Source organism: Stenotrophomonas sp. 220_Sma, from assembly GCF_056487375.1.
This window is the reverse complement of record NZ_CM151348.1, coordinates 4643806-4657964: the sequence shown is the minus strand read 5'-3', so window position 1 is coordinate 4657964 and position 14159 is coordinate 4643806. Positions and strand designations below refer to the sequence as shown.

The 14159-nt window shown below is 67.7% G+C and carries 8 protein-coding genes; 2 read left to right on the top strand and 6 right to left on the bottom strand.

Annotation, left to right across the window (positions count from 1 at the left end; translation table 11 throughout):
• Nucleotides 1-22: 22 nt before the first annotated feature.
• From ACZLIB_RS21675 to ACZLIB_RS21650, 6 genes are all read right to left on the bottom strand, one after another.
• Complete coding sequence (locus tag ACZLIB_RS21675) at nt 23-1801, bottom strand: MFS transporter (RefSeq protein WP_478468705.1); 1779 nt, start codon at nt 1799-1801, stop codon at nt 23-25.
• A gap of 152 nt (nt 1802-1953) precedes the next feature.
• On the bottom strand, nt 1954-3081 hold the full coding sequence (gene nagA, locus ACZLIB_RS21670) for an N-acetylglucosamine-6-phosphate deacetylase (protein ID WP_478468703.1): 1128 nt from the start codon (nt 3079-3081) through the stop codon (nt 1954-1956).
• A complete protein-coding gene (locus tag ACZLIB_RS21665; protein ID WP_014038836.1) occupies nt 3078-3854 on the bottom strand; it encodes a DeoR family transcriptional regulator in 777 nt (258 codons plus the stop codon). The genes nagA and ACZLIB_RS21665 overlap by 4 nt, the downstream gene beginning before the upstream one ends.
• Before the next feature lie 33 nt (nt 3855-3887).
• Nucleotides 3888-5222, bottom strand: coding sequence for a D-tagatose-bisphosphate aldolase, class II, non-catalytic subunit (locus ACZLIB_RS21660; RefSeq protein WP_478468702.1), 1335 nt, complete (start codon nt 5220-5222; stop codon nt 3888-3890).
• Nucleotides 5223-5238: 16 nt separating this feature from the next.
• Nucleotides 5239-6177, bottom strand: coding sequence for an ROK family protein (locus tag ACZLIB_RS21655; RefSeq protein ID WP_164161940.1), 939 nt, complete (start codon nt 6175-6177; stop codon nt 5239-5241).
• A complete protein-coding gene (locus ACZLIB_RS21650) occupies nt 6170-7324 on the bottom strand; it encodes an SIS domain-containing protein (RefSeq protein WP_032127084.1) in 1155 nt (384 codons plus the stop codon). Before ACZLIB_RS21650 ends, ACZLIB_RS21655 begins: the two co-directional genes overlap by 8 nt.
• A 322-nt stretch (nt 7325-7646) precedes the next feature.
• On the opposite strand from ACZLIB_RS21650, the gene ACZLIB_RS21645 reads away from it, so the two are divergent.
• Together ACZLIB_RS21645 and ACZLIB_RS21640 are read left to right on the top strand one after the other, a co-directional pair.
• Nucleotides 7647-11006, top strand: coding sequence for a TIM-barrel domain-containing protein (locus ACZLIB_RS21645; protein ID WP_478468701.1), 3360 nt, complete (start codon nt 7647-7649; stop codon nt 11004-11006).
• 133 nt (nt 11007-11139) lie between these two features.
• On the top strand, nt 11140-14115 hold the full coding sequence (locus ACZLIB_RS21640; protein WP_478468700.1) for a TonB-dependent receptor domain-containing protein: 2976 nt from the start codon (nt 11140-11142) through the stop codon (nt 14113-14115).
• Nucleotides 14116-14159 lie beyond the last annotated feature (44 nt).

The following is a 14159-nucleotide window of genomic DNA, read 5'->3' as shown; positions in this document are numbered from 1 at the left end:
GGAGGTCGACCAAAGTCGACCGCTACCGGGCGAAGCGGGCCTCGATCTCTTCCAGCGACTTGCCCTTGGTCTCCGGCAGCCAGAACGCGGCCACCAGGAAGAACACGAAGGTGCACGCCGCCCAGAACACGAACATGCTGGCGTAGCCATAGTGGCCCACCGTGGGCAGGAAGATCGCGGCGATAGTGGTCGACACGAACTGGTTGATCAGCAGCGCGATGCTCATGCCGTTGGAGCGGATGCGGTTCGGCATCAGCTCGGACAGCGCGAGCCACACGCAGACGCCGGGCCCGACCGCGAAGAACGCGACGAACACCAGGATGCAGGCGGCCACGGCCCAGCCGTGTGCCGGTGGCGGCACCGGGCCGATGCGTGCCTGCTCGATGCGCAGCGGTGCCTGCGCGGCCTTGGCCGGGTCGGCGAACGGGTTCAGGTGCAGTTTGCGGAAGAACGCGCCGATCACGCTGTCCGGCTGCACGGTGCCGGCACGCTCGATGCGCAGCTCGCGGTCGATCAGGTTGTCGCTGCGCAGGGCGCGCACATTGGTGAAGTCGCCGTAGGCGTAGGAGACGGTCAGCTGCATCGGCCGGCCCTGGCTGTCGATGCCATTGCTCAGGCGCTGCCACTGCGCATCATCCAGCACCAGCTGCAGGCCGTCGCCGCTGACCGCCGCCTGCAGCTGCGGCTGCACGTCGGTGCGGCCGCGTTCGGCCTGGAAGAAGAGGGTGGCGGCGGCCAGCAGGGCCACGCAGATGCCGCCACTGCCGAGCATCAGCAGGAACTTGCGGCCCTTGCGGTCGACCAGCAGCAGCGCGACCACGGTCATCACCGCATTGAGCAGCTTGATCGCCACGTCGGCGCCATTGGCCACCGAGCCGGACAGGCCAGCCTGGTTGAGGATGTTCACCGCGTAGGCCAGCACCGAGTTGATGCCGGTGGCCTGGGTGCAGGCCAGCACTACGCAGGCGAGCAGGAACGGCACCACGTAGCGGCGGCTGAGCAGCGGGTCGCGCTTGCCGCTGCCGCTGCTCGATTCCGGTGCCTGGATCTGTGCAAGCGTCGGCTCCACCTCCGAAGCCGGCAGCACGCGCTGCAGGCTGCGGCGCGCGTCATCGATGCGGCCGCGACGCACCAGCCAGCGCGGCGATTCGGATAGCCAGAAGATGCCAGCGCAGAACAGCAGACCCGGCGCCAGGCAGGTCCAGAAGATGGTGCGCCAGGCGTGGTCCTTCACCGCAAACAGCTCCTGCGCCTGCTGCGCGACCGGCAGTGAGCGCACGGCTTCGGCGGCGGCATCCACGGCGTGGGCGTGGTAGAGGCCGATCAGGGCAGCCAGCACCAGGCCAACGGTCAGCAGCAGCTGGAACATGGCCGCGCCGCGCCCGCGTCGCTCGGGGCTGAGCACTTCGGCCAGGTACAGCGGAATCACCACGCCGATCAGGCCGCCACTGATGCCCTGCAGCAGCCGGCCGAGCAGCAGGGGCGTGTAGCCGGACGCCAGTGCCATGATCGGGATTGAGGCGGTGAACAGCAGGCCGGCCAGCAGCATCGCACCGCGGCGGCCGATCAGGTCGGCAATCATGCCGGCGAACAGCGAGGACAGCACGCTGCCCAGCAGCACTGCCGCCACGACGAAGCCGAGCTGCTGGCTGCTGAGCTGCCAGGCGTGGCTGGCCGTTGCCTCCAGGTAGGGCAGGGCGCCGGCGATGATGCCGATGTCGATGCCGTACAGCAGGCCACCGAGGCCGCCGATGAAGAGCAGGTAGCGTACGGGCCAGCGCGGAGCGGTGCTTGCAGTCATCGGCATATCCCAGGAGGCGTTTCGGTGCGGATTGCCTTCGTAGAGTCGAGCTTGCTCGACTGACCGCGCGGGGCGCGGCAGAGCAGTCGAGCAAGCTCGACTCTACAAAGGCGGTGCGTCAGGCATTTCCGGCGTTAAGGAGCGGCGACACGTCAGGCGTTTGCGGCGTTCAAATCAACTACGCGCCCACCAACCACCACCTGCTGCAGGCGCAGTTCGGCGTCCAGCACCACCAGGTCGGCACGGGCGTCGGGCGCGATGCGGCCGCGATCGTCCAGGCCCAGGTAGTCCGCCGGGAAGGTGGAAACACGCTGCGAGGCATCGGCCAGCTCCAGGCCCACTTGCACCAGGTTGCGCAGCGCCTGGTCCATGGTCAGTGCGCTGCCCGCCAGCGAACCGGTAGCGAGGCGCACGCAGCCGCCGCACTTGTGCACGCGCTGTTCGCCCAGCGCGTACTCGCCATCGGGCATGCCGGTGGCGGCGGTGGCGTCGGTCACCGCGTACAGGCGCGGAATCGCGCGCGCGGCCAGGCGGATCACGCCGGGGTGGATGTGCTGCAGGTCGGGAATGATCTCGGCGTACTGCGCATGCGCCAGTGCCGCCGCCGCAATGCCCGGGCGATAGTGATCGACGCCGGTCATGCCGTTGAACAGATGGGTGAAGCCGGAGGCACCGGCCTGCAGCGCGGCCACGCCTTCCTCGTAGGTGCCAGCACTGTGACCAAGCTGCACGCGGATGCCCATCGCCGAGAGCGCGGGAATCAGCGCGGTGTGCTCACCGATTTCCGGGGCCAGCGTCATCACCCGGATCGGTGCCAGCGCATGCAGCTGCTGCACCAGTGCCAGCGTCGCCTCGATCGTGCGGTTGGGCTGCGCACCCAGACGCTGCGGGCTGATGAACGGTCCTTCCAGATGCACACCGACGATGCTGGCGGCGTCGGCATCGGGTGCCGCCATGGTGGCGGCCACACCCTGCAGCGCGTGCTCGATCTCGTCCAGCCCGGCGGTCATGGTGGTCGCCAGCAGCGTGGTGGTGCCGAAGCGCAGATGGGTGCGGGCGATGGTGCGTGCCACGTCACCGCCCTGCATCAGGTCCACGCCGGCCGCGCCATGCACATGCAGGTCGATGAAGCCGGGCAGGATCACCGGCAGCTGCAGGTCGTCGGCACCGCTGTGGTCGTCCACCTGCAGCTGGCGTACGCGTGAATCGAAGTGGACGTGCCCGCGCCGCCAGCCCAGCGGGGTGAGGATGCGGCCATGCAGGGTGCGGGTGTCGGTCATGCGGTGGGCTCGGCGATGATCACTTCGATGCCCAGCCGCTGCAGTCCCTCTCGGGTCGCGTCGTCGATGCCGGCGTCGGTGATGATGGCGTGGATCTGATCCAGCAGGGCGATGCGGTGCAGGCTGACGCGGCCGAACTTGGAGGCGTCGGTCAGCACCACGATACGGCGTGCGCGCTCGACCATGCGGTGGTTGAGGCGGGCTTCGGCTTCATCGTGGGTAGTCAGGCCGAACTGCAGGTCCAGGCCGTCCACGCCCAGGAACAGGGTGTCGAAGCTGTACGAGTTGAGGCTGGCTTCAGCCTGGCTGCCCTGCAGCGACAGCGACTGCTGGCGCAGCAGGCCACCGGTCAGCAGCACGGTGATGCCCGCGGCATTGGCCAGTTCCCAGGCGATATTCAGGCCGTTGGTCATCACCGTCACGTCGCGATGCGCGCGCAGGTGGCGGGCCAGGGTCATCGTGGTCGAGCCGGAGTCGATGATGATGTTGTCGCCGGGCTGCACCAGGCGCGCAGCGCGCGCACCGATCGATTCCTTCAGCGGCAGGTTCAGCGCGTCTTTCTCGTGGATGTCCTGTTCCTGCGGCGGCGTACGAACGAGCGTGGCGCCGCCGTGGGTACGGTTGGCCAGGCCCTGCGACTCGAAGTGGGTCAGGTCGGCACGGATGGTCACCGCCGACACGCCGAAGCGCTCGACCAGATCGGCCACCTGCACCGAGCCATGCTCGATCAGCAGCTGCAGGATCTGTTGCCGGCGGGAGCGGGTGTTGCGCATGGCCATTCTCGGTTTCGCGGAAAAAGGTAGAGATTAGCCGTTCGCAGCAACGCCGGCAGCCGAGCCCGCATTCTGCGTGCGGGGGCCGGCCTGGTTGGCGCTGCAGGCGCGGGCGTATTCGCCCAGGCACAGGCCGATACGGTGCTGCACCAGTGCGGTGGGCGTGTTGGCCAGGCGGCCCTCGCGCACGGCGCGGTACTGCTCCGGCAGGTACTGGCTGAGCAGCACCAGCGGCGGCGCATGCTGCTCCAGGTTGCCGAACAGGGTCTGCACCGCCTGCACCAGCGCCGGCTCGCCCCAGTAGTAGCGGCAGCGGTCGCTGAAGGAGTAACTGCGCAGCAGGCGCAGCGCCGCCTCATCGCCCTGGTAATAGGACTGCCAGTACTTCGGCTGCGCCACCATCACCTCGTCCAGCACCTGCGGCAGGCGCGAGCACTGTGCGGCCGGCAGCAGCTCGGCCTCGATCGCGGCCAGCGCGAACAGCGCTTCGCGATAGGCGAAAGTCGCCGCCGGTCCGACCTTCAGGATGGCAAAGTGGTCGCGCACCAGTGCATGCAGGCCGCTTTCGCGCTGGTAGTCAGTGGAATGCGCTTCGAACACGATGCGCGGCTGCTGTTCGAGGAAGCCAGCCAGCGTGTTGGCAGCGGCCGCGTCGTACTCGTGCACGCTGCTGTGGTCGAAGTCCACGCCCGGCTGCACCACCATCGCGATCACGCGCTGCCACGCATCGCGCAGCTGCGGCGTGTCGAACGCCTGCTGGTGGATGGCCAGGGTCTGCGCGGCGGCGGCCGGCGTGGTCACCTGCAGGCCTTCGGCCAGCGAGGCTTCGCCACCGGGAATCGGCACTTCGGTACCGATTACGTAGACCGGCGGCGGCAGGCCGTGTTCGGCGGCGGTGCGTTCGGCGATCTCGGCCAGCTCGGCCGAACGCGCGGCGACGATGGCATCGGGCAGCGGCACCGGGTCATCGGCACAGGACATGCTGCAGTCCAGGTGGATCTTGTGGAAGCCGGCGGCGACGTAGGCCTCGATCAGCACGCGCGCGTGGGTCATCGCTTCGGCAGCCGGGCGCTTCTGCCAGGCATTCGGGCCGAGGTGGTCACCGCCCAGGATCAGCCGTTCGCGCGGGAAGCCTTCCTCATCGGCCAGCGTGCCCACGTAATCGCGGTACTGCGGCGGGGTCATGCCGGTGTAGCCGCCGAACTGGTCGACCTGGTTGGAGGTGGCCTCGATCAGCAGCACGGTGCCGTGTGCCAGCGCCACGTGCATGGCCGCGCGCAGCACCTGCTCGTTGCTGCAGCAGACGCTGTACAGGCCGACGTTGGCACCGGCGCGGTGGGAGGCAAGCAGGGTCTGCAACGGGGACATGGTCAGGCTCCGGACATCAGGAAAACGAGGGTTGGCAGGCGAGCAGGGCAGCACCACGTGCGCCACCGGCATCGCCGAAGCGTGGTGGCACGATCGGTGGCACCTGCACACCCTTGAACAGATGGGCGGCGATGGCGGCGGGCAGGTGCTCGTACAGCGGCGCGTACTGCGAAAGGCCGCCACCGAGCACGATCACGTGCGGGTCCAGCGCCAGCACCAGCGCGGCCAGGCTGTGGCCGAGCAGGTCGCGATGGATGTCCAGCGCCTTGCGCGCGCGCGCATCACCGGCGTCGGCCAGGGCGATCACCGCGCTGGCGTCGGCGGCGCTGCCACCGAGGTGACGCTCGATCATCGCCACGCCACTACCGGAGACATAACGCTCCACGCAGCCCTGCAGGCCGCAGGCGCAGTCGATCAGCGGCAGGCCGTGGCGCTGCAGCAGATGACCGGGCACGCTCCAGTGGCCCCATTCGCCGGCCAGCCCGTTGAAACCGGACAGCAGGCGGCCCTGCAGGCAGAAACCACCGCCAGCGCCGGTGCCGAGGATGGCGCCGAACATGCTGGGATAGCCGTCGGCGGCACCGCCGTGTGCTTCAGACAGGGCAAAACACTGCAGGTCGTTGCCGAAATGCAGCGGCCGCTGCAGGCGCGCCTGCAGGTCGGCCGCCACGCTGTGGCCGGTCAACGCAGGCACGTTCGCGCTCAGCTGGCGGCCGCTGCGGCGGTCGCGCACGCCGGGTAGAGCGATGCCGATCGCCGCATCACTGCGGCCCAGCGCGGCATCGGCCTCGGCGACCAGGGTCACCACCGCCTGCAGGAAACCGTCGTAGTCGCCCTGCGGCGTGGCCACCCGGCGACGCCAGGTGACCTGCATCGCCGCATCGCACGCCACCAGCTCGATCTTGGTGCCGCCGATGTCGATGCCGTAGCAGGCGTGGGCGATCAGCTCAGCCATGGTGGATGGTGACGCCCTTGACCACGCGGTTGACGGTGCCATCCGGGAACGGATTGTCCGGAGTCAGGCCCAGCGCAGCCGAGCGCTGCAGCGCGAACAACTGCGCGAAGCCCAGCCACACCGGTGCCAGCCACGGATCATCCAGTGCCGGTACGGTGAGGGTGTACTCGTCGTCCGCACCGATGTCCGAATGCGGGCCGATCGCCAGCACCTGGCCGGCCACGCCATCGCGGCGCAGTTCTTCCAGCAGGTCCTGTTCGTAGCGGCGCGCCAGTGGCTGCACGCTGCGCAGCACCACCACCAGGGTGTTGCCGTCCAGCGTCGATTTCGGGCCATGGCGGAAGCCCAGCGGGGTGTTGGCCAGCGCCAGCACGCGGCCGGCGGTCAGTTCCAGCACCTTCAGCGCGCACTCGCGTGCCAGCGCTTCCAGCGGGCCGCTGCCGAGGTAGATGATGCGGTTGAACGGGCGCTGTGCCAGCGCCGCCACCGGTGCATCCCACTGCGCCTGGCCTTCGCGGGCCAGCGCGGCAATCTGCTTCAGGCGCGCCACACGCGCATCCCACGGCGAGCGGTCGAACACGGTCAGTGCGGCCAGCAGCATGCAGGTCAGGCTGCTGGTCATGGCGAAGGCGCGGTCGCAGCTGGCCGAGGGCATCAGCAGGGTGCAGGTATCGGCACGGCCGGCGCCACGTCGGGCCAGTTCGCCATCGGCATTGCAGGTGATGTCGAGGAAGCGCGCGTCGTCCACGTCGCTGCGCACGCGGTCGACTGCCGCCACGCTCTCCGGGCTGGAGCCGCTGCGGCCGAACGAGACCAGCAAGGTCGGGCGGTCGCGCTGCAGGTACAGCGCCGGGTGGGTCAGCAGGCTGGTGGTGTGCACCACGCGCACATCGGCTGGCCACTGCGCGTTGATCGCATCGGCCACCATCTCGGCAATGAAGCCGGAGCTGCCGGCGCCGGTGAACAGCACGCGCTGGTTGGGATCGTTGAGGCTGTCGCCAAGGAAGGCCTGCAGGCGGTCGCGGGCACGCGACAGGTCCTGTGCGAGGGCGTCCCACAGCGCGGGCTGCTGGGCGATTTCGGTAGCGGTATCGGCTCCGCCAAGGCGCTGCCAGGCGGACACATCGGAAAGCAGGGTGACGTCCATTCGGAGGTTCCAGTTGGGCCAGCGCACCATCTGCGTTTTCTTTCGAAATGTCAAATAGCGAAAGTAAAAAGAAAGAAAATGGCGTGGTGACTTTTCCCGCCCGGGTGTGCTCGGGAAAACGAAAGAACGGGCTGGATGCCGTATCGCACAATGCTTAACAGGCGCCTGCAAGCGCTTACACAAAGTATTGCGGTGCAACAACTTTCGTTTCAGTGGAATATATCTTCCTTTTTCCTTTCAATTTGTTGACATCTTTCGAATCGCTGCCCTAGAGTCGGCCCAATCGCTTTCGAAACGCCCGGTGAACGGGTTGGGAGTCCGCGTGGAAATCTGCGTTCGTCGCTCGCCGCTGATGCTGGCCCTGTTGCCGGCATTGATGCTGGCGTCCATGCCGGCCCGGGCCGAGCCCGTCGGCAACCTGCGTTCGGTCAGCGCCAGCGCCAGCCGCGACGGCGTGCAGGGCTGGGATCTGCAGACCGACAAGGGCGCGCGCATCCGCATCGAGCTGCCGGCCACCGACATCATCCGCGTGCAGGCCGGCCGCAACGGCAAGCTCACCGGTGCAGGTGACAAGGCCGCACCGATCGTACTGCCGCAGCCCAAGGCGAACGTGCGGGCGCAGCTGGAAGAAGACGCGCAGGAAATCCGCGTGCGCACCGATGCACTGGTGCTGCATGTACAACGGCAGCCGCTGCGCCTGCGCCTGGAACGCCTGGACAATGGCCAGCCCACCGCCCTCTGGCAGGAGCTGCAGCCGCTGGACCTGGATGCCACGCAGAGCGTGCAGGTGCTGTCCTCGCAGGCCGATGAAGGCTATTACGGTGGCGGCCAGCAGAACGGCCGTTACCAGTTCAAGGGCCGCGAGCTGGAAGTGTCCTACTCCGGCGGTTGGGAAGAGGGCGACCGCCCCAGCCCGGCCCCGATGCTGCTGAGCAGCCGCGGCTGGGGCATGCTGCGCAACACGTGGAGCGATGGCAGCTACGACCTGCGCGAGGCTGACCAGGCCACGCTGCTGCACCGCGAAGACCGCTTCGATGCGTACTACTTCGTCGGCGCCGATCTGCCGAAACTGATCGAGCGCTACACCCAGCTGACCGGCCGCCCCAACATGGTCGCGCGCTGGGCGCTGTCCTACGGCGATGCCGATTGCTACAACGACGGCGACAACAGCAAGAAGCCCGGCACCGTGCCCGAAGGCTGGAGCGACGGCCCGACCGGCACCACCCCGGATGTGATCGACAGCGTGGCCAGGCAGTACCGCGCCCACGACATGCCCGGTGGCTGGATCCTGCCCAATGATGGTTACGGCTGCGGTTACAAGCAGTTGCCGGAAACGGTGAAGGGCCTGGCCACGTACGGCTTCCGCACCGGCCTGTGGACCGAGAACGGCGTCGACAAGATCGCCTGGGAAGTGGGCAAGGCCGGCAGCCGCGTGCAGAAGCTGGACGTGGCCTGGACCGGCAAGGGCTACCAGTTCGCGATGGACGCCAACCGCCAGGCCTTCAACGGCATCCTCGACAATTCCGATTCGCGCCCGTTCCTGTGGACGGTGATGGGCTGGGCCGGCATCCAGCGCTATGCGGTGGCATGGACCGGCGACCAGAGCAGCAGCTGGGACTACATCCGCTGGCACGTACCGACCCTGGTCGGTTCGGGCCTGTCCGGCATGGCCTACGCCAGCGGCGACGTCGATGCGATCTTCGGCGGCAGCGCCGAGACCTTCACCCGCGACCTGCAGTGGAAGGCCTTCACCCCGGTGCTGATGGGCATGAGCGGCTGGTCGTCGAACGCGCGCAAGCACCCGTGGTGGTACGACGAGCCCTATCGCAGCATCAACCGCGATTACCTGAAGTTGAAGATGCGCCTGACCCCGTACATGTACGGGCTGGTGCACGAGGCTGCGCAGACCGGCGCACCGCCGGTGCGTGGCCTGATGTGGGACAACCCGCGCGATCCGCATGCGCAGGATGAAACCTACAAGTACCAGTTCCTGCTCGGCCGCGACCTGCTGGTGGCGCCGGTGTACCGCAGCCAGGCGGCCAGCCGTGGCTGGCGCCGCGACATCCATCTGCCGGCCGGTGGCTGGATCGACTACTGGGACGGCCGCCGTGTGCAGGCCGCCGCCGATGGCCGCCAGCTCGACCGCCAGGTGGACCTGGCCACGCTGCCGGTGTTCGTGCGTGCCGGTGCGATCCTGCCGATGTACCCGTCGATGCTGTTCGATGGCGAAAAGCCCCTGGATGAAGTGACGTTCGACCTGTACCCGCAAGGGGATTCGCAGTACACGCTGTACGAGGACGACGGCAACACCCGCCGCTACCAGCAGGGCGAATCGAGCACGCAGCAGATCCGCGTGCAGGCGCCGGCGCAGGGCAGCGGCCCGGTGCAGGTGCAGATTGATGCCGTGCAGGGCCAGTACAACGGCCAGCTGGCGCAGCGCCGCTATGGCCTGCGCGTGCTCAGCCGCCAGGCGCCGCGCGCGGTGCAGGCCGGTGGTCGCGCGCTGCCGGCGCTGGCCGATGCCGCTGCGTTCAACAACGCCAGTGAAGGCTGGTACTTCGATGCCAAGGAGCGTCGTGGCACCGTGCATGTGCGCACCGCCGCGCAGGACATCCGCCAGCCGCTGCAGCTGCAGCTGGACTTCGCAGTCGCTGCCGCAGCCGCCGATGATGCCTATCCGGCCGCGCCGGTGCTGGGCCGCGAACTGCCGGCCGACAGCCTGCTGGTGGTCAATCGCCCGGCCGAAGAACCCGGCCATGCGCTGGAAAATGCCTTCGATGATGATCCGGGCACCTGGTTCCGCAGCGTGCGCAACCAGGCCGTGCGCACCGGTGCGCACGAGTGGGTGATCGGCTTCGGCGAGCGCAGGATGATCGACGGCATCGACATCGCGCCGCGCAACGATAAGAACTGGAAGCACGGCCAGGTACGCGACTACGAGGTCTACCTCGGCGACAGCAATGGCGAGTGGGGCGAGCCGATCGCCCGCGGCCGCCTGCAGCTGAAGGAAGGCGTGCAGCGCATCGACTTCCCGGCCCACGCGGGTCGCCTGCTGCGTTTCCGCGTGCTGAGCGTGCAGAACCCCGAAGGCGACGGCGCCAGCAGCACCGACCCGATGGTGACCGCCGCACAGGGCACCGCCCGCGCCTTCGATGCATTGCAGCCGCGCGATGTCGGCCCGATCGCCTTGTCCACCTTCCACATTCTTGAACACCAGGAACCGGAGCGACCGGCCCGGCAGCGCTATCTCTCCGAGCTGCCGGTGCCGGCCGCGCTGGCCAGCCAGGTGCGCACCGACCAGTCGTTCCGTGGCGACGCCGGCATGCGCATGAACGGCCTGCAGTTCCGTCGTGGCCTGGGCGTCGGCGCCAACAGCCGCATCGACCTGCGCCTGCAGGGAGGCTGGCACCTGCTGCGCGCCGACCTCGGCATCGACGACGCCTGCCGCACTGCCGGTGGCCTGCAGTTCCAGGTCTGGGGTGACAACCGCCTGCTGTACGACAGCGGCCTGGTCAAGGCGCCCGGCGTGGTCAAGCCGGAGCTGGACATCCGAGGCCTTTCCACCCTGAGCTTGCGCACGCTGGGTGCACAGGTCAGCCAACCCGCCCAGGTCTGTGCCAACTGGGCCAACGCCGTGCTGATCGGCCAGGAGGGCGACTCCGCCAGCATCGTCGCCCCATGACTCCCTCGTAACACCGCTCCTCCCCCCGCCCATTCCGACTACGGCCCTCATGGCCGTGGCCCGGGAGCGTTTTGCCCGCCGAACGCCCACGCGCTCACTTTTTGCGCCGCACCCCTGCCAGGAGAGAACCCCGATGTTGCCCGCACGCCACCACCGCCCCCCCTGTCGTTCGATCGCTCCGCTGTCGCTGGCCATTGCCGGCGTGCTGTTGTCGGTCGCCGTTCCTGCCTTCGCCCAGGAGAGCAAGGACAAGGCCACCGACCTGGCCCGCATCGAGGTCACCGGCTCCAACATCCGCCGCACCGACGTTGAAACCGCCTCGCCGGTGCAGGTGATCAGCAAGCAGGACATCCAGAACATGGGTGCGCGCACGCTGCTGCAGGTGCTGGACAATCTGCCGGCCGCACGCCCGGCGCAGCAGGACGCGCGTTCGCTGTTCACCGGTTCCGACGGTGCTTCGCAGGCCAATCTGCGCGGCCTGGGTGCCCAGGGCACGCTGGTGCTGCTGAACGGTCGTCGCCTGTCGTACTACGGTGCGCCGGCCGGCTTCCAGACCCAGTTCGTCAACATCGATGCGATCCCGGCCGCGGCCATCGAGCGCATGGAAGTGCTGACCGACGGCGCCTCGGCGGTGTACGGCACCGACGCGGTGGCCGGTGTGATCAACGTGATCACCAAGCGCAACTTCCAGGGTGCCGAGGTCAGCTTCACCAACGACACCTCCTCGCGCATCGATTCCTACGGCGAGCGCCAGGCCAGCATCACCGCCGGCTTCGGTGACCTGACCGAGAACCGTTTCAACATCTACGGCGCGGTGAACATGTACCGCCGCGACGCGATCCCGCTGAGCGATTTCTACGACAAGCGGCCCGACCAGTACTACGTCAACAAGCCGAACTACCTCAACGACCTGCGCCTGGGCGTGGGCAGCAAGCCGGGCGAGTTCAACCCGGGCACCTACTTCGCCTTCGATCCGGTCACCGGCCGCCGAGTGCAGGAAGCCGCGCCGGGCTGCAAGAACGTGCTGACCAGTGAAGCGGCTGGTCCGCGTTGCGTCTGGGAAACCTGGATGAACAACGAGATCGATGCCGGCGCCAAGTCCGAGCGCAACACCGCCTACCTCAACGGCACGTTCCTGGTGGGCGACAGCACCGAGATCTTCGCCGAGGCGACCTACACCGACATCGACCTGCGCGCCAACGGCGGCACGCCGCGCACCTACGGCACCACCACCGGCAACCCGACCAGCTGGTTCTCGCGCAACACCGGCAACACCGTCAACCAGTTCCTGTACCCGTTCCTGGGCCCGAACAACGAGTACAACCACGCCAGCCCGGAAATGAAGGCGATGATGGGCGGTGTGGTCGGCCTGAACTACCTGCTGCAGGACGCCGGCCCGAACTACTTCGGCCAGCGGAACACCGACAAGAGCTACCGCGTGCTGGCCGGCGCGCGTGGCAACAGGGGTGACTGGAACTGGGAGACCGCGTTCGCCAGCGCCGGTACGCACTCCACCACGTACCAGACGATCAACGTCAACATCAAGGGCTTCGAAAAGGCCTTCGGCCCGTACTCGATCGATCCGACCACGGGCCGCGTGATCATCTCCGACCACCCGGCGTACAAGTTCGGCGAGATCAGCGAAGCCAACGCTGCGCTGATCCGCGAAGCGTTCCCGACCTTCGACATCCAGTCGTGGACCCGCCTGCACACCCTGGACGGCAAGATCGAAGGCCCGCTGTTCCAGCTGCCGGCTGGTGAGATGCGTGCCGCGTTCGGCTTCAATGCCAGCCGTGAGACCTTCTATACCCCGGGCAACGCCGATGCGGCCAACGGCCTGATCACCCAGCAGGGCGGCTCCTGGTTCGACGGCAAGCGCAACACCTACGCGCTGTTCGCCGAGACCGTGGCGCCGATCACCGACAAGCTGGAACTGGACGCGGCGGTACGCGTGGACAAGTACCCGAACTTCAGCGCCAACGTCGCGCCGAAGATCGGCTTCAAGTACCAGGCGTTCGATCAGCTGATGCTGCGCGGCACCTACTCGACCGGTTTCCGTGCACCGAGCCTGGCCGAATCCGGCAACGGCGGCGTGTTCGCGCAGCTCGGCGGCTACCGTGACGAGCTGCGTTGCAACGAGACCAACGCCATCGCCAACCTGCTGCTGAAGTCGCAGCGGCCGGGCGATGTCGATCTGGGCAAGACCATGCTGAACGTCGATTGCAGTCGCACCGTGGCACGCATGACCCAGCCGAACAAGGACCTGAAGCCGGAGAAGGCGAAGATCGCCACCCTCGGCTTCGTCTACGAGCCGGCAACCTGGCTGTCGGTGTCGGCCGACTACTGGTTCATCTATCGCGACAATGAAATCGTCGCGCCGGACTACCGCCGCATGGAAGACATCATCTCCTCGTCGCGCTCGCCGATCACCGACAGCGACCGCGCCAACCTGGCGCAGCTGGCGGCGATGTGTGCCGACCCGGCCAGTGGCGTGAGCTGCCCGTCGGTGCTGCCGGGCTACTCCGCCGGCAACGTGGCCAGCGTGGTGGGCCAGTACAAGAACCGTGGCAAGACCCTGATCGACGGCTTCGACATCGATGCACGCAGCCGCTTCTCGCTGGGTGACTGGGGCAACCTGAACATCGGTCTGGCTGCCACCATCGCCAACCGCAACCGCTTCTACATGGACGAAGCGAGCGGCTGGTACTACGGCGACGTGGTGGGCTACTACAACAACCCGCGCCTGCGTGCCACGCTCAACGCCGACTGGACCTACAAGCAGGTCACCACCAGCATGTTCGTCAACTACGTGGGCGGCACCAAGTGGGCTACCGACCAGGTTGATGAGGTGAGCAACAACAAGGAAACCTGCACCGGCGGCTACCTGGCCCTGCAGAAGAGCAAGTGCGACGGTGCACCGTCGTGGTGGACCGCCAACATGAGCGTCACCTGGCGCCCGGATGATGCGTGGAACCTGAGCTTCACCGTCAAGAACCTGTTCAACCGCCTGCCGTTCTACGATCCGAACAGCTTCCTGGGTGACTCCAGTGACTACGCAACGATCTTCGGTCGTGGTTACAGTGTGACTGTCGGTTACCGGTTCAAGTAATTCCGTTTGCGTGACCTGGCGTGCCGGCTTCGGTCGGCACGCTG